The 21074-nt window shown below is 61.4% G+C and carries 17 protein-coding genes and 1 pseudogene; 15 read left to right on the forward strand and 3 right to left on the reverse strand.

The genetic code is table 11. The features are described from left to right. The first annotated feature begins 8 nt into the window (after window positions 1–8). From AC2A1N_RS20415 to AC2A1N_RS20440, 6 genes are all read left to right on the forward strand, one after another. The gene (locus tag AC2A1N_RS20415) at window positions 9–1298 is read left to right on the forward strand and encodes an NAD(P)/FAD-dependent oxidoreductase (protein ID WP_032966740.1); all 1290 of its coding nucleotides are present in this window, start codon (window positions 9–11) and stop codon (window positions 1296–1298) included. A gap of 265 nt (window positions 1299–1563) precedes the next feature. Then, window positions 1564–2673 (forward strand): S-(hydroxymethyl)glutathione dehydrogenase/class III alcohol dehydrogenase, encoded by a 1110-nt coding sequence (locus AC2A1N_RS20420; RefSeq protein ID WP_005413335.1) that lies wholly within the window; start codon window positions 1564–1566, stop codon window positions 2671–2673. Window positions 2674–2729: 56 nt separating this feature from the next. Then, a complete protein-coding gene (gfa, locus tag AC2A1N_RS20425) occupies window positions 2730–3305 on the forward strand; it encodes an S-(hydroxymethyl)glutathione synthase (RefSeq protein WP_005413334.1) in 576 nt (191 codons plus the stop codon). 97 nt (window positions 3306–3402) lie between these two features. Next, window positions 3403–4146: a cation diffusion facilitator family transporter gene (locus AC2A1N_RS20430; RefSeq protein WP_050557869.1), complete on the forward strand. Its 744-nt coding sequence runs from the start codon at window positions 3403–3405 to the stop codon at window positions 4144–4146. A gap of 543 nt (window positions 4147–4689) precedes the next feature. Next, window positions 4690–5730, forward strand: a complete 1041-nt coding sequence (locus AC2A1N_RS20435; RefSeq protein WP_162292552.1) for a lipid A deacylase LpxR family protein — start codon at window positions 4690–4692, stop codon at window positions 5728–5730. Window positions 5731–5835: 105 nt separating this feature from the next. Further along, window positions 5836–6453, forward strand: a complete 618-nt coding sequence (locus AC2A1N_RS20440; RefSeq protein WP_080101811.1) for a flavodoxin family protein — start codon at window positions 5836–5838, stop codon at window positions 6451–6453. A 233-nt stretch (window positions 6454–6686) separates the two neighbouring features. Here AC2A1N_RS20440 and AC2A1N_RS20445 read toward each other — a convergent pair whose 3' ends face one another. Further along, complete coding sequence (locus AC2A1N_RS20445) at window positions 6687–6989, reverse strand: helix-turn-helix domain-containing protein (RefSeq protein WP_080101810.1); 303 nt, start codon at window positions 6987–6989, stop codon at window positions 6687–6689. A gap of 1013 nt (window positions 6990–8002) precedes the next feature. On the opposite strand from AC2A1N_RS20445, the gene AC2A1N_RS20450 reads away from it, so the two are divergent. The 5 genes from AC2A1N_RS20450 (at window position 8003) to AC2A1N_RS20470 (ending at window position 14059) form a co-directional block, all read left to right on the forward strand. Beyond that, complete coding sequence (locus tag AC2A1N_RS20450) at window positions 8003–10198, forward strand: TonB-dependent siderophore receptor (RefSeq protein WP_005413331.1); 2196 nt, start codon at window positions 8003–8005, stop codon at window positions 10196–10198. Between the two features lie 196 nt (window positions 10199–10394). After that, entirely contained in the window at window positions 10395–10550 is a 156-nt protein-coding gene (locus tag AC2A1N_RS20455) for a hypothetical protein (protein WP_005413330.1), read from the forward strand. After that, the gene (locus AC2A1N_RS20460; protein WP_005413329.1) at window positions 10537–10836 is read left to right on the forward strand and encodes a hypothetical protein; all 300 of its coding nucleotides are present in this window, start codon (window positions 10537–10539) and stop codon (window positions 10834–10836) included. The genes AC2A1N_RS20455 and AC2A1N_RS20460 overlap by 14 nt, the downstream gene beginning before the upstream one ends. Window positions 10837–10844: 8 nt before the next feature. Continuing rightward, on the forward strand, window positions 10845–12422 hold the full coding sequence (locus tag AC2A1N_RS20465; protein ID WP_005413328.1) for a PepSY-associated TM helix domain-containing protein: 1578 nt from the start codon (window positions 10845–10847) through the stop codon (window positions 12420–12422). A 1205-nt stretch (window positions 12423–13627) separates the two neighbouring features. Continuing rightward, window positions 13628–14059, forward strand: coding sequence for a BLUF domain-containing protein (locus tag AC2A1N_RS20470; protein WP_032966734.1), 432 nt, complete (start codon window positions 13628–13630; stop codon window positions 14057–14059). 172 nt (window positions 14060–14231) lie between these two features. Here the strand turns inward: AC2A1N_RS20470 and AC2A1N_RS20475 are convergent, their stop codons facing one another. Then, window positions 14232–15719 carry an EAL domain-containing protein gene (locus AC2A1N_RS20475; protein ID WP_232418984.1) on the reverse strand — a complete coding sequence of 496 codons (1488 nt, stop codon included), beginning with the start codon at window positions 15717–15719 and terminating at the stop codon, window positions 14232–14234. Window positions 15720–16225: 506 nt separating this feature from the next. Here AC2A1N_RS20475 and AC2A1N_RS20480 point away from each other — a divergent pair. Together AC2A1N_RS20480 and AC2A1N_RS20485 are read left to right on the forward strand one after the other, a co-directional pair. Beyond that, window positions 16226–17254 carry an alpha/beta hydrolase gene (locus AC2A1N_RS20480; protein ID WP_005413325.1) on the forward strand — a complete coding sequence of 343 codons (1029 nt, stop codon included), beginning with the start codon at window positions 16226–16228 and terminating at the stop codon, window positions 17252–17254. Between the two features lie 32 nt (window positions 17255–17286). Next, the gene (locus tag AC2A1N_RS20485; RefSeq protein WP_005413324.1) at window positions 17287–18768 is read left to right on the forward strand and encodes a porin; all 1482 of its coding nucleotides are present in this window, start codon (window positions 17287–17289) and stop codon (window positions 18766–18768) included. Between the two features lie 19 nt (window positions 18769–18787). Here AC2A1N_RS20485 and AC2A1N_RS20490 read toward each other — a convergent pair whose 3' ends face one another. Continuing rightward, window positions 18788–19279: a MerR family transcriptional regulator gene (locus tag AC2A1N_RS20490; protein WP_232418982.1), complete on the reverse strand. Its 492-nt coding sequence runs from the start codon at window positions 19277–19279 to the stop codon at window positions 18788–18790. On the opposite strand from AC2A1N_RS20490, the pseudogene AC2A1N_RS20495 reads away from it, so the two are divergent. Beyond that, window positions 19278–19907, forward strand: a pseudogene (locus AC2A1N_RS20495) (cation efflux transmembrane domain-containing protein). The gene AC2A1N_RS20490 and the pseudogene AC2A1N_RS20495 overlap by 2 nt on opposite strands. Window positions 19908–20345: 438 nt before the next feature. Then, entirely contained in the window at window positions 20346–20960 is a 615-nt protein-coding gene (locus AC2A1N_RS20500; protein ID WP_032966728.1) for a hypothetical protein, read from the forward strand. Window positions 20961–21074: the final 114 nt, after the last annotated feature.

Genomic DNA, 21074 nt, shown 5'->3' on the forward strand with positions numbered 1-21074 from the left:
GAATCAAAATGCATCGTATTGTCATTGTTGGTGGTGGGGCCGGAGGGCTGGAGCTGGCTACGCAGCTGGGCCGGAAGCTCGGGCGCTCAGGGCGAGCAAAAGTCACTCTTGTCGATGCTCGGATGACGCATCTGTGGAAGCCACTTCTTCACGAGGTTGCCTCAGGCGCGTTGGATGCCGCAGAAAGTGAGCTCAACTATCTCGCCCAGGCTAGCTGGAATCACTTCCAGTTTCAGTTGGGGCGGATGACGGGTTTGGATCAGAAGTCCAGAAAGATCGAGCTTGCCCCACTGTACGATGAGGAGGGCAACGTTATTGCGCCCCGTCGCTCGATCTCCTACGACACCCTGGTGATCAGCGTGGGTAGCGGAACGAACGACTTTGGAACTCCCGGTGCAGCGGATCATTGCCTGTTCCTGGACGATCCCGATGCCGCCATTGCTTTCCAGAAGCGGCTGCTGAGCGAGTACATGGGCGCGCAAGCGCGTGGCAAGTCAGAAACACTGGAGGTTGCGATCGTCGGCGCCGGTGCCACCGGTGTCGAGCTGGCTGCCGAGTTGCGTGATGCTGCGAGGCAATTTAGCGCTTATGGGCTGGACAAGATCTCTCCCGAGAATCTGAAGATCACGCTTATCGAGGCTGGTCCGCGAGTGCTGCCAGCTCTGCCAGAGCGCGTGAGCCTGCCGGTAGCCGAGCGACTTGTACATGAAGGCGTTCGTGTCATGTGTGGCTCGGCTGTCACCCTGGTGGATGAAGAGGGCCTGCAACTCGCCAATGGCATCAAGGTTGCTGCGAGGCTGAAGGTATGGGCGGCGGGCATCCGTGCTCCCGTCTTCCTTGCATCCCTCGGGAACCTCAAGACCAATCGCATCAACCAGCTCGAGGTATCTGAAACGCTGCAGACAACGCAGGATCCGAACATCTTCGCATTCGGGGATTGTGCAGCCTGCCCGAATGGACACAGCGGTACAAACGTGCCTCCAAGGGCACAGGCCGCTCATCAGCAGGCTCACTTCCTTGCGCTGGCAATTGCCCGCCGTATCGAGGGGCGCCCGCTGCCCAGCTTCACCTATCGGGACTATGGATCGCTGGTGTCCCTGTCGAGGGAGGGCGCCGTTGGCACGCTGATGGGCAACCTCATGGGGTCATTCAAGGTCGAGGGCTGGCTGGCCAGGATGTTCTACATCTCACTGTATCGCATGCATCAGAGGAGCCTGTTCGGTACACGCCGGGTGGTTGCTCGCATGCTGGCAGACGCATTGGGACGGAGTACGGAGCCTCGCCTCAAGTTGCATTGATGCGGGCGAGCTGGGGGGCGGAGCTGTGAGTTAATAATTCCATGGATAGGAATTATGAAATCCAATCTATTCCATATACAGCAATCCATCGAAGTCCAATACTTGGTCCCAACAGCTCGCCAAGAAGAATGCTGTAGGCGCATTCGACCTGATTGAAACGCGTTCTAGAGCCGGCGCCAGGGGCGGCGCGCCCGATGTTCCACTGATCAAGCTCGCCCCAAAGACCGTTGTCGCACTTATCTCGTTACACCCAAGGAGAACTCACATGAAATCCCGTGCAGCCGTTGCATTCGGTCCCGGTCAACCGCTCGAGATCGTCGAAATCGATGTTGCTCCGCCGAAGAAGGGCGAAGTACTGGTGAAGATCACCAGCACCGGTGTCTGCCATACCGACGCATTCACCCTGTCGGGCAATGACCCTGAAGGCCTGTTCCCGGTGGTGCTGGGCCATGAAGGCGCCGGCATCGTTGTCGAAGTGGGCGAGGGCGTGACCAGTGTGAAGCCCGGCGATCACGTCATCCCGCTGTACACCGCAGAATGCGGTGAGTGTCTGTTCTGCAAGAGCGGCAAGACCAACCTGTGCGTTGCCGTACGCGCCACCCAGGGTAAGGGCGTGATGCCTGATGGCACCAGCCGCTTCAGCTACAACGGCCAGCCGCTGTATCACTACATGGGCTGCTCGACCTTCAGCGAGTACACCGTCGTGGCCGAAGTCTCTCTGGCCAAGATCAATCCGGAAGCGAATCCGGAGCACGTCTGCCTGCTCGGTTGCGGTGTCACCACTGGCATTGGTGCGGTGCACAACACGGCCAAGGTGCAGGAAGGTGACAGCGTGGCCGTGTTCGGCCTCGGTGGCATCGGCCTGGCGGTGATCCAGGGTGCTCGTCAGGCGAAGGCTGGTCGCATCATCGCAGTGGACACCAACCCGTCCAAGTTCGAGTTGGCCAAGCAGTTCGGCGCAACCGAATTCGTGAACCCGAAGGATTACGACCGTCCGGTTCAAGAAGTCATCGTTGAGATGACCGGCTGGGGCGTCGATCACAGCTTCGAGTGCATCGGCAACGTCAATGTGATGCGTTCTGCGCTGGAGTGTGCACACCGCGGCTGGGGCCAGAGCGTTGTCATCGGTGTGGCCGGTGCTGGTCAGGAGATCTCCACCCGTCCGTTCCAGCTCGTGACCGGTCGTCGCTGGATTGGCAGTGCCTTCGGTGGTGTGAAGGGCCGTAGCCAGCTGCCTGGCATGGTCGAAGACGCCATGCGGGGTGAGATCGATCTGGCTCCGTTCGTGACCCATACGATGGGCCTGGAAGCAATCAACGAAGCCTTCGAACTCATGCACGAAGGCAAGTCCATTCGTACTGTCATCAACTACTGATGCACCGCAGCACCGGGCAACCGGTGCTGCACTTCCAACAATAGGAGTTTAAGTCCATGCAACACCAAACTATCCATCCCTCGGTCGATTCCGGCGTCGTTGCCGGAACCGCCGGCTTCAAGGGCGGCACGCTGAAGTGCCTGTGCTCTGACAAGCCGGTTGAGATCTCCGTCGCAAGCAATGTGGCCCACAACCACGCCTGTGGTTGCACCAAGTGCTGGAAGCCGGAAGGCGCCATCTTCTCCGTGGTCGGTGTCGTTCCCCGCGATACCGTTTCGATCACGGCGAACGCCGACAAGCTGGCGATTGTCGATCCGGCTGCGACCATCCAGCGCCACGCGTGCAAGGACTGCGGTGTCCACATGTTTGGCCGCATCGAGAACAAGTCCCATGCCTTCTACGGCCTGGATTTCATTCACGTTGAACTGTCCGAACAGAAGGGCTGGGAAGAACCGCGCTTCGCCGCATTCGTGTCTTCGATCATCGAAGGCGGCGGCGCAAGGCCGGAACAGATGGACGGCGTCCGTAGCCGCCTGAAGGCTCTGTCCCTGGAGCCGTACGACGTGTTGAACCCGCCGCTCATGGATGCGCTGTCCGCGCATGCTGCACGACTCAGCGGCGTTCTCTCCTAAGTAGTGTAAATGCCGCCCCTTGCATGCAAGGGGCGGTACTTCCTGACAGTACGCCACCGGCGTATACATTTTCGCTCAGAGCCTGGAGTCTTCGACCATGTCCTTGCTTCCCCCCAACGCAATGCACGAGCGGACTCTGCAGGGCGTACAGAGCACCGGCAACGCACGGGCAATTACGAAGGCCGCGACTCTCACTGCGGTCATGATGTCCGTCGAAATTGCTGGAGGATGGGCCTTCAACTCGATGGCTCTTCTCGCAGATGGCTGGCACATGAGCTCTCACGTGCTGGTGCTCCTGTTCGCACTTTCTATCGCTTGGTACGCTGAGCGGAATCAGAGCCGCCCAGAGCGCGCGGCTCGGGTGCTAGCGGTTGAGCTCATCGCGGCGAGCGTAAGCGCGATGATCATGCTTTGGATTGCCGCTTCGATGGCCTATGAATCGACGGAGCGTCTCCATGCGCCAGAGGCTGTTCAGTACTCAGAAGCGCTTGCCATCGCCGTTGCGGGTTTGATTACAAATATATTCTCAGCGCGGTGGCTACATTCTGCCTACCATCGCGAAGGTGCTGCGGTTGATCACTGCCACGTTCCGCATGAGCGCCATGCTGACGAGAAGGGGCCCGGTGCGCGCAGGAGTCCCAATCTTCGTGCGGCCTATCTTCACGTCGCTACGGACACCGCTGTAACGGCACTCGCAATTACTGCACTTGTCGTGGGAATGATCTGGGACGTGACATGGCTGGACTCAATCACAGGCCTCATCGGCGCGTCGGTTGTCGCAGTCTGGGCCATTAGATTGCTTCGTAGCTCCATTTCGGCGTGGACAGGTCGGCGTAAGTAGCTAGTGCGGTGGTGCCTCCGTGCTCAGCACGGAGGCTAGCCCTGCGATTGGGAGCCTTCCACAAAACTCGCTGCGACCGGAGTCATTCCTGGACGCATCTGGCGAGCCCGCCGAGCGCATATGCCCCACCTCACATGATGCGGAGTTGCTGGCGGGGTGGCCATTCTCTCAGTCAGAGATCAACAAACTGACTGTGATTCTGAAACGTCCATCTTGAGCGGCTGACGTTGCTTCGCAGCGAGGTGACGTGCCCTTCAGTCTAGGTCAGCACCTGGGGCGCCGGCTGTTGCGGCACTTAGGGAGGGCCTGGACGATCTCTTGCTCAGGCGAACGTCTTGGCGAGCCCAAGAGCGCTAGATACTGCTGCAGGGATGCGCCGCCTTTGAAAGCAATTGGCGTGCGGCCGGCTGATGGCCTGGTGTATGGCTCAAACCCCTTCCTCCGGGTCTACTGCGACAGCGCATTAGATCTTCAATTGAACCTCACATTGAGTCAAATGGCAGCAAGCCCATGAAAAGACTGGCGCTTAGTCGGTTGTCTGTGATGGCGGCACTCGTGTTCCTGGCCGCTGCCCGAGCCCCGGTGGCCCAGGCGGCCGAACAATGTGGCCCGGACGCGATGCGCGACCACCCGCCGCAGATCAGCTTCCGCGTCGACAACGACCTGTTCGGTGGCCGCCACCAAGACCAGGGCTATACCAACGGCGCGCAGCTGACCCTGGTCTCGCCGAACCTGGTCGACTACACCGCCGACCCGTGCCTGCCGCGCATGGCGCGCTGGGTGAACCAGTACCTGGAAGGCCTGCACCCCGGCAGGTTCGAGCAGCAGAACATGATCTTCAGCATCGGCCAGGCCATCTTCACCCCCACCGACCCGACCCGCCGCGACCTGATCGAGGATGACCGGCCGTATGCCGGCGTGCTGCTGGCCAGCTTCGGCTTCAACGCACGCAGCGGCGACCGCCTGCAGACCATCCAGCTGGCCGTGGGCGTGGTCGGGCCCTGGGCCCAGGGCAGGCAGGTGCAGAACGCCGTGCACGACGCGCTGGGGGACGAGAAGTTCAAGGGTTGGGACAACCAGCTGCACAACGAGCCGGTGTTCATGCTGACCCACGAGCGCATGCGCCGCTGGCCTGCCGATGCCAGCGTCAATGCCAGTGGTTGGGGCTGGGATGCGATCAGCCACTATGGTGGTGCGATCGGCAACCTGGAAACCAAGGCCAATGCCGGTGGCGAAGTGCGCTTCGGCTGGAAGCTGCCGGACGATTTCGGCAGCACTCCGCTGCGCCCGGCCGGCGAGAACACCGCGCCCACCCGTGGCGGCCGCCTCAGCGCCTGGTCCTGGCACCTGTTTGCGACCACCGACGCGGCATGGGTGATCCGCGACATCACCCTGGATGGCAACACCTTCCGCAACAGCCACAGCGTGGACAAGCGCCACGTGGTCGCCCAAGGCGGCTACGGCATCGCGGTGATGCGCGGGCGCTGGAAATTCGCAATGGCGCGTTACCACAGCACCCGCGAGTTCTATGGCCAGCGCCAGTCGCCGGTGTTCGGAAGCTTCACTATTAGCCGCTCGCTATAGTGGATGGCGACGATCGCGGGTGTTCGACCATGCAATGTCCTTGAGTGCAGTACCTCGCAGAGCGACTACAGAAGTAACGGGGGAGTGCATGATGGAGAGTACTGAATGATACTAATCACTAAGCTCGTCGTAGTCATCGTCGCGCTTGCCGCTGGGATCAAGGTGATTGATTGCTGTGTCGTGTGGGCAGCGCGACGAAGGCTGGAGAAACTTCAGAAGCTAAAGGCGCCGGCCCCATCGAGATCTCCTTTACCCGATGCCCTGGTGGTCTACTACTCTCGCTCTGGGCACACCGCCTTAGCCTCTAGTTATCTGGCGGACCAGTTACACGCCGATCTGCGTGCTGTCGAAGCATTTGACTACTCATTAGGCTTGGCCGGGTGGGTGAATGCTATGGCTGATGGGGGGCTTGATGACGCGTGGATAAATCCCGCGTGGATGGATCTAGCTCCCTATGACGCTATCTATTTGGGAACACCCATCTGGCGTGGTTGCCCAGCGCCGCCGGCTTGGGAGTTTGTTAGGAGCAACATGTTCCCTGGGAAAAAGGTCGTACTAGTCACTACATCCAGAGGATCATGGAAGCAGTCAGCTATTGAGCTCCTTGGGCGAGAGATAGTTCGACGAGGTGCGCGATCATTCGAGCATCGGCCTTTGGCGCGCAAGCGTGCCTGGTTCAGAAGATCGGACCCAGATGATCTCAGAATTACGGATCTGATGTGACCGACCAACCATGAATGCCCCCGGCCAGTGCTGCGTTTAGTCGGCACCCCTCGCTTTGGCCAGCGCTATGCCAATCGCCGCGTCAACCCTTGCTGCACGCTCGTCAACTGCCCAGGGCCGTCCCGAGAGTTTCGTGAGGTGGTTTCATTCGCGATTGTCGAGCCGTCCGTTAGACAACGAGCCTCTCGGTTTCCGAGTACAAGTCTTGGCAGTCGCGGTACTCATGATATTAGTCAATCAGAGTGGCGAACTCGGTCCTCGACCTGTGCCTGCATCGCCTGCAGTTCCTCGGTCGTGGGCAGCCGGAAGGGCTTACTGATTGCGTCGATGTCGCTGAGTTCAGGGGCGTGAGCTAACGCGCGTCGAATGTCGAAACTGGCCGATTTGCCCTGTTCAACCCGCTGAATGGCGCGCACATTCAGTCCTGCTATCACAGCCAGTTGCTCCTGTGACCAGCGGCGCTGCTCACGGAGCTGGCGGATGCAGACGCCAACTTCTGTGGCTGTCAGCAAGCGAGGAGGGGACGTAGTGGTCATGGGGCTGTTTCTCCGATGGGGTAGGGTCCTAGCCTAGGAAGGCATTAGACCAGACAACACGACAGCTACCCGCCGGGCGCACCACATAAGTCAATTCCCTAAGGAACATAGGACACAAGCTTGCTCCACCGTAGCTGACTTGGAAATGCATCCATGATGTTCGACATCAACGGGTACTGAGTAGGCTGCATGATCGCGGCAGCGACAGGTGGTTGCTTCGCCATGGCGACGTGACCGTGCTCCCTCAGAACGGACGCCATGAAGCAACTTAAGGCAACGACCATGAGCCCGGAAGTATGGGTGTTGGGGGATTGGCACCCGACAGACCAGCCGGTGGATTGTAGAGGCCTTGGGTAGGCCGCGGTGGATTGACTGGCTCGCTCTCGGGGGAGTGCGGATCGGCAGCCTTTTCCGTCTTAAGGGTGCCCATGAAGCTCTCTGCAACTGCATTGGGCCAGCATTTGCGAAGCGGCTCATGCTTTGGACCAATCCGCAGGACTGCAGAAGCTGGAGAAGCTCATTGCCCCAATCCTGCCCGCCGCGATCCGAAAAGGGAATCAATGCAGGCAGTCGCGAACGGAGGGCCCAGGCGTTGGCAAAGCTACGAGTACCAGTTCCCGGTCATTTGCTCGGAGACAGCGCAGCCCCGCAACTGCAGGGCCCGGACATTGATGACCACGGCCAGATTGCAGCCGTCGGCAAGTTCAGTGCTGAGCTTCGTTGTGTTGGTGGCCGTCGTTGTGGACATATTGGGCACCCCGGTACGGAGAAGGGCGCAGCTAAGCCGGGGTAGTTGGGAAGCGTCCTCGCGCACTTGCTGGTGCGCCGCGGTTCGATCCGGGGCGAAGGAGCGGAGAGCGCGAGAAGGGTGAGGTGAATCCGGATGCTAGTGCGAACGATTTGCATTTGGTATTATTTAACGCGAAATTAACGCCGCCGCAGCTGCCGCCTAGGGCGCACTTCCTACCGTAGGCCCTCCAATGTCCAAGATCACCCTTACCTCCCGAGTGCCCATGCGCACCCTGTTGTCCACTTCCGTTGCCCTGATGCTGGCGTTGCCGCTGGTGGGGCACGCTGAAGATTCATCACCGCAGACACCCGATGGCAGTGCCACCACGCTGGATGCCGTGCGGGTCAACGCTTATCGAACGACCACCCACACCTCCGGCGCGACCAAGACCGATACCCCTGTTGCCGAAATGGCCAAATCGGTTTCGGTCATTGCCCGCGAGGAGCTCGACGCCCGCGGCGTGCAGAACCTCAACGAGGCAATGCGCTACGTGGCCGGCGTTGTCCTGGAAAGCGGCGGCATCGACAACCGGGTCGACGACTTCCGCATCCGTGGCTTCGATGCCGGCAGCTGGAGCAACAACGTCACCATCGACGGCATGCGGGCGCCGCAGGGTGGCCAGTGGAACCGGACCATGGTGGACAGCTGGAACCTGGAGCGCGTCGAGGTGCTGAAGGGGCCGTCGGCCGTGATGTATGGCCAGGTGGCTCCGGGTGGCATGGTCAACCAAGTCAGCAAGACCCCGACCCCCGACCAGCAGCAGGTGCTGCAGTTGGGCCTGGACGGGAACGGTCAGTACAGCAGCGCGTTCGATGTGGGCGCAGCGTCGGACGACAAGCGCCATCTGGGTCGTCTGGTGGGCCTGTATCGCGACGGTGATACGCAGATCAAGCACACCCAGCAGGAGCATTGGTTCCTGGCTCCCAGCTATACCTTCCAGATCGCCGAGCGCACCCGTCTGACGGTGTTGGGCCTCTATCAGCGCGACGACGGCGGCTCGACCTACCAGTTCCTGCCGATGGACGGAACGCTCAAGGCCACCCCCTATGGGCGCATGAAGAACAGGACCTTCATTGGCGAACCGAACTGGAACACCTACGACCGCACGATCTGGACGGCCGGCTGGCTGTTCGAGCATGCCTTCAATGAGAACTGGACCCTGAGCCAGGGCGCTCGCCACACCAACGTTGAATCGACCTTCCGCACCGTAGTGACCAATGGCGGCCTGAACCCGGACGGACGCACCCAGAAGCGGCGCGCCACCTGGGGCGAGGGCGACTCCCAAGGCGACACGATCGACACCCGCATTACCGGCAAGTTCCAGACCGGCTCGGCCGAACACACGCTGCTGGTGGGTGTGGACTGGCAGAAGGCCGATTGGGATGCGGCGCGCGGTGCGATGCGTGATCCGGCGCCGATCGACATCTTCAATCCCATCTACACCGGCTATGTTCCGGTCACCAACAGCATCAGTTATTCCGGTGGCGTGAACCGCCAGACCGGCGCCTATCTGCAGGACCAGATCGCGCTGGACAAGTGGCGCTTCACCGTGGGTGGCCGTTATGACTGGACCAAGGACGATACCTGGACGCAGTCGTACACCGTCGCCACGGACCGCTACGGCGCACGCACGCCCAGCCGCATCAAGAACGAAGCCTTCAGCGGCAACGCGGGCATCCTGTTCGTGGCTGACAACGGCCTGACCCCGTATCTGAGCTACGCCGAGTCGTTCCAGCCGGCCGGCAGCACGGCTACCCAGTCCTTCGACCGGGCGCCCTTCGACCCGATCACCGGCAAGCAGTGGGAAGTGGGCGTGAAATATCAGCCGTCTGGATTCGATGGCCTGATCACGCTTTCGGCCTACGATCTGCGCCAGCAGAACATCCTGACCAACGATCCGGATCCTAGCCACAACACCTGTGGCACCACCGGGTCCAGCCAGTGCCAGGTGCAGGATGGCGAAGGTCGCGTGCGCGGCGTTGAACTGGAAGGCCGCATCACCCCGCTGGATGGATTCAGCGTGATCGGCGCCGCATCCTGGATGGACTCGGAAGTCACCAAGAGCAACAACGGCTATCAGGGCAAGCAGTTGGCGATGGTCCCGGACTGGACTGCCGCGCTGTGGGGCGACTACACCTTCCAGGGCGGGGCACTCGCAGGCCTGAGCCTTGCCGCAGGCGTCCGCTATAACGGCGAAAGCTACGGTGACAGCGCCAACGTCTACCTGATTCCGTCCTACACGATGTGGGATGCGGCCATCCGTTACGACGTGGGCGCGATCGGAAGCGTCGGCACGCAGTTCGCGCTCAACGTCAGCAACCTGACCGACAAGCGTTTCGTGACCACGTGCAGCGGTGTCTCCTCGTGCTTCTTCGGCACGGGACGTACCGTCACGGCCACCGCCCGGTTCACCTGGTAACCCTTCTGCCCCGTGACCGGCCAGCCAGGTCACGGGGCTTTCGTATGAGACTTCCACAATGTCAGTCGTGATAGCGTTGCTGGCTTCAGCCACGGGTGTGGCTGGGGCATGGCTGTTCTATCTGGCGTCACCGAAGCAGCAGTGGCGGCGCGCCGGACCTTGGCCTGTCCGCGGGAAATGGATTCCCGGCAGCACCTTGTCGCTGGTCTCGCTGGCGTTGTTCCTGTCTTTGATGGGAAGCGGTGCGGCCTTCTTCACCTGGTTGACGATCCTGATGCTGGTCTGGTCGGCCGCGCCCTTCCTGGGTGTCTGGCGCGCACGAAAGCGTGGAGGTGCCCATGGCCAGCCCTGACAAGCTGCAGAGCCGGCACTGGTTCGGAAAGACCTGCGCCGGCGTACTGCTGGGCTTCGGGCTCTCCCTGGCCTTGTCCGGCCTCTTTGCCTGGTTCGGGCCCGGCGGCATTGATGGCGGCGGTGGCAAAGCCCAGTTCAACATGTGGCTGGTTGCGCTGCTGTGGGCACCCATCCTGTCATTCGTTTTCCTTTTCCGTAGCAGCGCACGCGCCTGGCTGTGGCTGGGCGCTGCCAACGCTGTGGCCTTTGGCGCGCTCTGGCTGGCGCGAAGCCATCTGGGCTGAGACCTCACATGAAAATCCGCAACGACATCATCAAGGTCTACAAGGACGTGCACATCTGGGTCGGCATCCTTGCTGGCCTGATGCTGTTCGTTGCCTTCTATGCCGGCTCGATCACCATGTTCGAGAAGCCGCTGGAGCGATGGGCCACACCGCCTTCAACACTGTCTGCACCCGTGCCGATGGCACGCGCGCCGGACCTGTTGGTGGCCGTGCTGAAGGCGCACCCCGAGGCGGCGAAGAACTACAGCGTGATGGTGCAGACCTCGCCGGAGGCACCTGCCCGGGTGATCTGGCGAGTACGTGGCGACAAGCCGCGGCAGTTCACCGAATTTGGCGCAAGCTTCGACGCGAAGGGGCGGCTTCAGGTGGAGCAGCTGCGCAAGGCGCCCGTGGCGCAGCTTGTTGATACGCTGCACCAGTTTGTCGGCCTGCCGTTCCCGGATGCGGTTTCGCGCCCCATCATGGGCATCATTGCGCTGATGTATGCCGTGGCATTGATCTCCGGCGTCATCGTGCTGCTGCCAACGCTGGTGAAAGACTTCTTCGCCGTAAGGGTAGGCAGGAACATCAAGCGCATGTGGCTGGATGTGCACAACGCGCTGGGCATTGTCAGCCTGCCGTTCCACCTGATCATGGCTGTGACCTGCGTGGTATTCGCGTTCCACGATCAGATCTACGACATCCAGGACAAGGTGGTTTACCCCAACGGCATCCAATGGGGCGAGGAGCATGACGCCGGGCCCGCTCCGGGCGCCCAGCCTCTGCCTGCGCCGGCACTGCTGGAAAAGGTAGAGGCACAGCTGCCAGGTTTCGAGGTCTACAGCCTGGGCTTCCAGCAGAAGGGCAGTGTGGTCGAGGGGCGGGTCACCGGCCTGGATATCCGCTACGGCACCCGCGCCCGCACCTACATGAGCACTCATCTGGATCCTTACACCGGCGAGGTGGATGCGCATGATCTCCCCGGCCACATGGGCGGTTGGGATACGGCGGTCAATGCCTTCTTCATGCTTCACTTCGGCAGCTTTGGCGGAAACCCAGTGCGCTGGATGTACCTGCTGCTTGGGCTTGGCGGCGCGATCGTGTTCTACACCGGCAACCTGCTATGGATCGAGTCACGGCGCAAGAAGCAGCGCGATGCCAACCTGCCGGAGCAGAAGCGATCCACCCGGGTGCTGGGATCTCTGACCATCGGAGTGTCCCTAGGCTGTGTCATCGGCGTCTCGGCAACACTGGCCGCTACCAAGTGGCTCCCTGGGCTGGTTGCCAATGTCCCGGCATGGCACGAAGGCATCTACTATGTGGCCTTCCTGCTGGCAGTGGCCTGGGCATTCCTGCGTGGGGCCGCGCGCTCCGCTTATGAGCTGCTGTACGTTGGCGCGATAGTGACGGCACTGATCCCGGTCGGCAGCCTTGCGGCTTTGGCCGGCGTCCCCGGCACCTGGAACCATTCAAGTGCGGGGGTGGCGGTGGACGCGACCGCGTTTGTCGCTGCTGCCATTCTCTGGCAACTGGCGAGGCAATCCAGGAAGCGCGCAAAGGTCGGCCACAAGGACAGCGTTTGGGCCATCGAAGGGAATTCGCCCTAGGGCAGGGCGCGATCAAGTGACCGAGGATTAGATCGGCCTTCGGAACTATCTCCGAGGAGGGCAGGGTCGTTCTGCGGCCGCGTCAATCTGCTCAGCAACGAACTTGAGGCCTTGGCGTAGTCCATCGAGGTAGTCGTTGGTCGCTTCTCTACGCTCGTCGGCATGGCTCTCCACGACCATCGGAATCAGTTGCGCCCACGCGGCGCGCAAGGCCGCGGGATTGGAAGCGCTGGAGACAACCGCCCGCATGGCGCATTCCAATGCCCTGGTTCGGCCATCGGACTTTGCAATACGGCGCTCGCACTCCCTTACACGCAGCTCCAGCACCAGGAACGCGTCTTCCCCTCGCTTGAACATGGCTCCACTCCCCGTGGCGGGGGCCGACAGGCCCCTGTCACGATTGTCGCGCCAGACGATGGAAAATGTGAACCACGTCTCGTTCAGCTTCGGGGGTGACGGATATCTGATGGACAGGCAATCAGGCGGGCGTTGCTGATTGCTTGGCGCTTACCGCAGACGGGGCAGGACAACACGGTTCCCCCTTTGACATGCTCCATCTCTTGCTCGTTCCACACGCCGGCTGCCCCGCAGGCAGTGCAGGTGGCTTCAATCTGCAGGGCACGGGCCAAGCCACCCTCTGCGCCAAGCCTATAGGTGAGATCAGTGATCTTGAATATGCCGGTGTGACTCATCGGGGCATCGAAGTAGGTCTATTGCGGAAAGATACGGCTAAGGAGATATCGGGAACGTGGGCGTGATGTTGAGGCGCCGTAGCGCCGCCGCCTACTCGCTGCCCTGTGAGCTGAATTCCTCAAGCCTGGCACGACTGACCGACTGGTGGTTCCCGCAGCCAGGGCAGTCGAGAGCTGCAGCACCATTGAGGTCAACCAGTCCATGCCCGGGGGTCGCTCTGAACTGCCGTGAGCATTTCAAGCAGGAGCAATCAATGCGGGTTACCTGAAGCAAGGTGCCATCTGCACGGGTCACTCCTTCGACGCTTGTTACATAGAACTGTCCGATGTCGCGCATGAAGATGAACGAAGTCCTGAACGTGGGGCGCCCATAATGCGGCTTGCTCGGGCGTTAGGTTCGTTGATGGGAGCAGCAGATTCTGAAGAGTTAAGAATGCGCATCCCGGCCCCTACTTGTGCCGAGTGGTAGAGTGTGAATAGGTGCCGATGTGGCCCTCTTTCAAGGCAAAGACCATGCCCATTCGGGCCGTTGTATACGCAAGCGAAGCAGTTGAAGGTCTTTCGATTGATCAGCTGGAAGCGCTCGTAGCCGATGCTGCGAGGTTCAACAAAGTTGCAGGCGTGACGGGAGTTCTGCTGTACGACGGAGCTAGATTCGTGCAGTACTTTGAAGGCCCGGAAGATGGGGTCGCCAGCGTCTATGAGCGCGTGCTGCAATCGACGAGCCACACGGGCGTCGTAGAACTGGCGAGAGGCCGCGTATCTACGAGGCAGTTCCCCTACTGGTCAATGCATCGGCTTCCCGCCGATCAGCTGCTCGTGGGCAAGCTGGCAAGGGCCGATTGGTCGCGCTTCAAGAAGAGTGAGCCTGAGGAAATTGCTGGATCGGTGTGGGGAATTGATGTGCTGGCCGCAGCTGTAGCCCCCTACGTGCAGGCCGCATAGGTTCGACTCAGATCCGATCTCGACGATGCCCTTTCGGGGCGTCAACAGCGATGGGTGTGAACACCATCAACCGTTCGGTTGCACTGAGTGGGGAAGGCTCGTGCATGTAACAGTGGTCTTTCGTCTTGCTGCGCCATTCCTCGGCGCGGGTACATAGTGGAACAGGAGCCATTCACGGGTCAGTGAATGGCTCGTCGCCATTGTGTGATTTGGCCAGGACAGCGGCGGCTTCAGCCGGGACAGGCATGCCGTATAGCCATCCTTGGCCTACTGCAGAAGGCGCGATCTGCTGCAGCAATGCATCCTGCTCTGCAGTCTCCACTCCTTCCACGATCACCTCCAGGCCGAGCTGGCGAGCGATCTGGTATATGCCCGGCAACACCGGGCGCAAGGGTGATTCCTCGGTGATGGCCGATACGAACATGCGGTCAATCTTGATACCGATGAAGGGGGACTGGGCAAAGTGTGAGAAGTTGGAGCTGCCAGTTCCGAAGTCATCAATGAGGAATCGGAATCCCAATGCTGCCAACGCTGCCATGTGTGCGGTTACGCCAGGGCAGACCAGTTCCTCACGTTCGGTGATCTCGATCCTGACCTGATCCGGTAGAACACCGGCCTGCTGCGTGACGCTTACGACGAAACGAACAGTGTCCTCCGAAGCCATGTCAACGGGCTCAGCGTTTATGCTCAGGTATGGTGCATTCTCGCCGGCGAGGGCCGGTGCCATCTCTCTCAGCGCCTTCGACAGTACGTACCGGAAAAGATCTGAACTCAGGCCAAGTTGGCGGGCCATTGGTACGAAGATGCCAGGAGATATTTCGCCTTCGCCAACTGGGCTCCAGCGGCTTAGCACTTCGAACCCGACAAGGTGCCTATCCACAACGGTGTATAGAGGCTGATACACCAACTCGATCTCGTTTCGGCGCATGGCAAGGCTGAAGCGCTGCTGGAGCGTCTGCCTTGCGGTCCTGTTTCGACGAATTAGGAGGTACGAGAAGGTAATGCCAAGCGCGGCACCTATGCCGATGATGGTGTAGAGCAGAGAGGGGGCAAGGTCCCAGATGCCCCGCCGGGGCCGTGATACGAATGCACAGACGTTTGCCTTGTTGCTGCATCGGCTCAGCCGTATGCGGGATGATGTGGCTTCACTGGCGTCCGCTGCAGGCTCCACACTCCGGAACACATAGGAGCGATCACGCGTTTCGACAGTGAATGTGCTGGTTCTCGCCGGGTCCAAGCCATCGAAGGACGAGGGCGATGACACCGTGAATGTCCGGCCCTGGGCGATCAGGTTGGTGCCTCCGTAAGGCGAGCCAACGAGATCGGACGTATTCCATAGCTTGGTATCGCCCGATGAATAGTGCGGCGCAGGAAGCTTGAACGGAACGATCCTTCCCCAAAGCGCACTGCACAGCAGGTGATCATCCTGGATCCGGCCCACGTCACTCATATAACTGGAATCGAAAGCGACTTCCTTGAGTGCTCGAATGTCGGCGTCGGAACACAACGCGAAGGTAGACCTTAGCGCCGCGTCTGAAGCGACCCTTCTTGCCTGCGAGACAGTCTCTGCCCGGACCACGACGGCTTCAGCAATGGTCTCTGTGGACTCGCTGTCCTCCACGTAAAGAACGGCCTGGGCGACGATCAGCATCGCTAGCATGGACAGAGCTACAGGCCCTAGAATTGTCAACAGGAATCGAGTGCGGTTGCTGGTGGCGGTCAATCGGCTCCCCCTTGAACGGAACTGCCTCCGGCGCTGAATCAGAATCGCATTGCTGCTTAAGATGTATCGGCACTCTGTCACAGAACTGCAGAGATGCTTTGAAGAGCGCGGGGGCATGTATCGCTTACGAGGGCATCCCGCCGCAGTGGCCCGGGTAGAGCCGAGCCATAATCTGCCAAACATCGCGCGAGTCGCTTGCCATGGACAGCAGCGCTGTCATCAGCAGTAGAGAGCCAGTTGCCGGAGCGGGGAGGGGTAAGAAGACCAGGAAGCCTTACAGTATTGTCATGGCAAATCCTATGGCGACTCTCCAGCCAAAGGTGTCCACTTTGATGTTGCGGCGCACACAGAAGAGCACGGCCCAGCTAGTCCCATCCGGCTATAGGTCGCCAGCGCAACTCGACGCACACTTCCCCCCGTAGAGGCCGACGGGAGGGCGTGATATGAGTCTGCATGCGGGGAAGCTGCGCGGGCTGGCAGTGCTTCTGATCCTGCTGAATCCATTGCTTGCCGGCGCGGTGCCAGCGGCGCCGCCTGCACTGGCACCCGAGGTGGTTCCGCTGTGGCCGCAGGACCACTGGCAGCAACGCGCGCGTGGACCGGAACGGACCGGCGTCGAAGGCAGCGCGAAGGGCGCGGTCTCGGGAATCAGCGACGCGCGCATGGAGATCTACCGACCGCTGAAACCGAACGGAACAGCCGTGGTGATCTTCGGCGGCGGGGGTTACTTCCGCATCCAGATCGGCAGCGCCGCCAAGCCGACCGCGCAGTGGCTGCAATCGCTGGGTGTCACCGCAGCCGTGGTGTACTACCGGCTGCCTGCCGATGGATGGGCACCGGTTTCGCCGTTCCAGGATGGCCAGCGCGCCATGCGGCTGCTGCGCGCGCAGGCCGCAAGCCTGCGGGTTGATCCGGAGCGCATCGGCGCATTGGGCTTTTCCGCCGGCGGCAATCTCGCCGGGATCGTTGCCACGCGCTTCGATGCGCCGTTGTATCCGCCGGTGGATGCAGCCGACCAGCTGTCCGCGCGTCCGGACTTCCTTGGCATGATCTATCCGGTCGTTTCAATGCGCGCGCCGCTGGACCACACCCGGTCGAAGCGGGAACTGGCCAGCCAAGGCGACGCGCAGCAGGCCTATTCGGTCGAACAACACGTCCGCAAGGACATGCCGCCGGTGTTCCTGGCCCAGGCCGTGGACGATCGCACCGTCGATGTCGGCCACAGCGTGGCGATGTACCAGGCCACGCATGCGGCAGGCATTCCGGTGGAGCTGCATCTGTTCGAAGCCGGAGGCCATAGCTGGGGGCTGGGCAAGCCCGGAACATTGGTGGCGCAGTGGCCGCGGCTTTTTGCCAACTGGGCGCGCAGCCACGGCTACCTCGGGCCGCCGCTTGCGCGGCTGCAGCCGCACGATGCCAGCGCGATACCCGCCGCTGCAGCTCAGCTTGACGATGATGGCGCGGGCGACTGAGCCGCGCACCGTATTTCATTCGGGAGAACTGCATGAATTCACTGAATCGTGCCGCGCTTGGCGCGGCTGCCGGCGGCTGCCTGTTGCTGGCCTCCCCCTCTGTGCTGGCCGCGGCTGGCGATACCGAAGCCGGATTGCGTGCGCAGGTGCAGCAGCAGGCAAAGCAACTGCGCGAGCAGGCATCACTGCTGGAGCAGCTGAGCGCACGCCTGGCTGCACTGGAGGGGACCGCTCAAAGTACCGGCGCGGCACCCAGCAGCGGTGCGGGCGTCGATGCGCAGCTGGCTGCGGCCATCGCTGACACCCGCCAGGACGACATGGCCATTCTGCAGGCACAGGTGGCACAGCTCGCCGCAACCGGTGGAGGAGGGGGTGGCAATGTGCGCTGGCGCAAGGGCGGCCCTGAGTTCCGCAGCAGTGATGGCCAGTTCACCTTCCACCCCCGCGGCCGGGTGATGGTCGATTTCAGCAGTACCCACGGATCCGCGTTCGACGCACGCAACATCACCGGCACCGACCTGGCCAGCGGCCGCCTCGGTGCCGAAGGCCGGATGGGACCGCTGGGTTACAAGATCGATGCGGACTTTGCGGGCAACGATGTCTCGCTGAAGGACACCTATCTGTCCTGGGACACGCGGGTGAGTGGCCTGCCAACGGAAATCTACGTGGGCAACAAGCTCAAGGACCGTGGCCTCGATGGCAGCACCAGCGGCGTCAATACGCCTTTCATGCAGCGCAATGCGGTGGCGTCGGTCGGAGCCCAGCAGAGCGGGTACTACGGGCTGGGCGTCACCACGAAGGTGATCGGTGATGGCTGGCACGCCAGTGTGGCGGTGACCGGCGACGATATCGGCAATGACAGCACGGCCAGCGACACCGTTGCGTATCTGCTGCGCGCACACTGGAACCCACTACGCGGGCAGGCAGGCTTCGTGCATCTGGGGGGCTGGTACTGGTACGAGAATCTCGGCCAGGACGTGGGCAGCATCAACAAGACCTCTCCGATCGCGCTGGGCTGGAACGGCAACGTGCGCGTGTCGGCCAGCTCCATCGCCAACGTCACCGACAACCGCGCCTGGGGGCTGGAGCTGGGCGGAGTGTATGGTCCGGTCTGGGCCTTCGCCGAACAAACCACCCGCACCATCGAGTCACGTACGGTCGACTCGGTCGACCAGCGGGCGACATCGATCTACGCAGGCTGGCTGATCACCGGCGAGCGCCCCGGATTCAGCAGCCGCTCCGGGGTATGGGGCACCACACGGGTATTGCGCCCGGTGCAGGAAGGTGGCGTTGGCGCCTTCGAGCTGGCTGCGCGTTATGACCGCTACGACTTTCTCGATGCGGCCCGGGGCGGCGAGGGCACCGCATGGACGCTCGGGGTGAACTGGTACCTCAACAACTGGTCGCGCCTGATGCTGAACTATGTTCACTGGAAGACCGACAACAAGGTCGGCAACGCCCAGGGGCCTGATTCCGGCAATACCATGGGCGTGCGAGCGCAGGTTTCGTTCTGATGTGGATGGGTCAGCAGGGTCATGGCTGCGACTGAAGGGCTTCCAGCACCCTGCAATCGGCTACGCGGCCGCCCGGGCAATTGCCGATCATCCGCTTCAGTTTGCCCTGCAGCGCCTGCAGGTCGCGAATCCGGCGTGTGATGTCGGCGATATGCGCCTTCACCACGTCATCCACTGAACTGCACTCGTGCTCGCGCTGTTCACCAAAGGCAATCAACTCGCGGATCTGCTCGATGGAGAAGCCCAGTTCCCGCGCCCGGCGAACGAACGACAGGCGCCTCTGGTCCTGGGCGCCGTAGTAGCGGTAGTTGCCCACGGACCGTAGCGGCGGCTGCAGCAGGCCGATATTTTCGTAGTAACGGATGGTTTCGGCCTTGCTGCCGGTCTCGCGGGCCAGCTGGCCGATGGTTAGGTGGTTGGACATGGGCTTGACCTTGTAGTGGCTACAGGGTTGATAACGATGGTCCGAACCTTTCTCAAGCCAGGCCACAGCTTGGCGGGAGTCATCCATGGACCACTGCTGCGGCCACAAGCGCCAGGAACTGGAAGCCTTGGCTCTCCATAGTGCGCAGCGACGCGTACTAGTGGCGGTGCTCGTCATCAATCTGGTGATGTTCCTCATCGAGTTCCGCGCGGGCATCGTGGCGCGCTCCAGTACTCTGCAGGCTGATGCGGTGGATATGCTGGGTGACGCAATCGTATAGGGCCTGAGCCTGTGGGCGGTGAACCGGGGGGCGCGTTGGGAAGCTGGCGCAGTCCTCGCCAAGGGGCTACTGATCCTGGCCTTTTTTGTCTTCATCGTGGTGGAGGTGGTCAGCAAGCTGGTCCACGGCGTGCCGCCTTCCAGCGGCTTGATGCTGGGGTTCGGAGCCATCGCGCTGATGGCCAATCTGGTGTGCCTGACATTGCTGTGGCGGTTCCGCGCGCTCAACATCAACATGAAAAGCACCTTCGAGTGCTCCCGCAATGATGTCGCAGCCAACTTCGGTGTACTAGTGGCTGCCGTTGTCGTTGCGCTGACCGGACGCGGCTGGCCGGACATCGTAGCTGGCGCGGTGATCGCCCTGCTATTCATCAAATCTGCACTGGAAGTGATTGGAGAAGCATGGCCCGCGTGTCGTACAACGACGAAGGAGTGACGCGAGGGTAGTAAAGGTTGAAGCCCTCGCGCCATTTTAATGCTCGCCGCTGAGCGAGAGCGGACGTTGCCGGCCTCGTTGAGCCCTACGCTTTGGGTGCCTAGGGCATATTGCACTCGGCGCCGATCTGCTCAGTGAGAACTGTAAGGGATTGCTGAAATGCGGCCGCAAATTCCTGGCCGCCGTCTCTCTCGTGACTTTGAGCGATCGAGGGGAGCAATCTGGTCCACGTGTCGAGCAGAACCCCCGGATCTTGGTGTGTTAGAAACGAAACCCGCAGCGCATACTCCATTGCCTTTAGGTAGCCGCGGTGCATCTCAAGCACGGCCTCGCATGCACGGAGGCGATCAAGGATTTCTGTGATTTCGGAGGTCATGGCAGTCTGGACAGGAAGGGGAGTGGAAGGCGATAGTCTGCGAACATCTAAGCGAGCCCGCTATGAGCATCCTCAACCTTCTGCTCACTCGTGACCACCTTGTCGTCGCAGTGGATACCCTTGCAGAGGACGCGATCACAGGGGCACATTCCGCAGGGGCAAAGCTGCTGCTGATCCCTCAGCACAACCTAATGCTTGCTACGCGAGGTTCTACGCAATTCTTCCTCCGAATTTATGAACTGGTACTCCAGGCCAGCTTCCGGGCAGATTTCACAATGGAACAGCTATCTGCTGAGTTGGGGCTGGTGGTGGACCAGCTGTGGCCGAACTACGAGAGGGCGGCCGTCGAGGCGGGATTACCGATCGAGCAGCTCGGAACCGAGTTGGTGCTTGGTGGCTGGTCGCCGAAGAACCGTCGGATGATGGCAACGGCATATGCCAAAAATGACAGCCAGCGACCTTGCGTGGTCCAGTCGATCGGGGGGCAGCTGGCGTCGCCAGGCGAACCGCTCCGAGCCGTAACGCCCAGCATGGCCCAGACGGATCTCCTGGCCCATGCGCGTTTGCAGGCCAGCTACCTCAACGAGCAGTTGGGGAGGCAGGTGGCAGGAGGGCGGCTGCTCGTTGGATTCCTGCAGAAAGGGCAGGCCGTACTCAAGGATTTGGGAGGGATTTAGGTAGTGGCACCGCACTGGCTCGGGCTGCGATCCGGTCCTGCCTCACCCCATCTCTGCCGGAATCGTGGAACTGACCTCCAATGAAATAGTTGAGGTAACTCCTGGCGCGACCGA

Source organism: Stenotrophomonas maltophilia group sp. SKK55, from assembly GCF_057179845.1.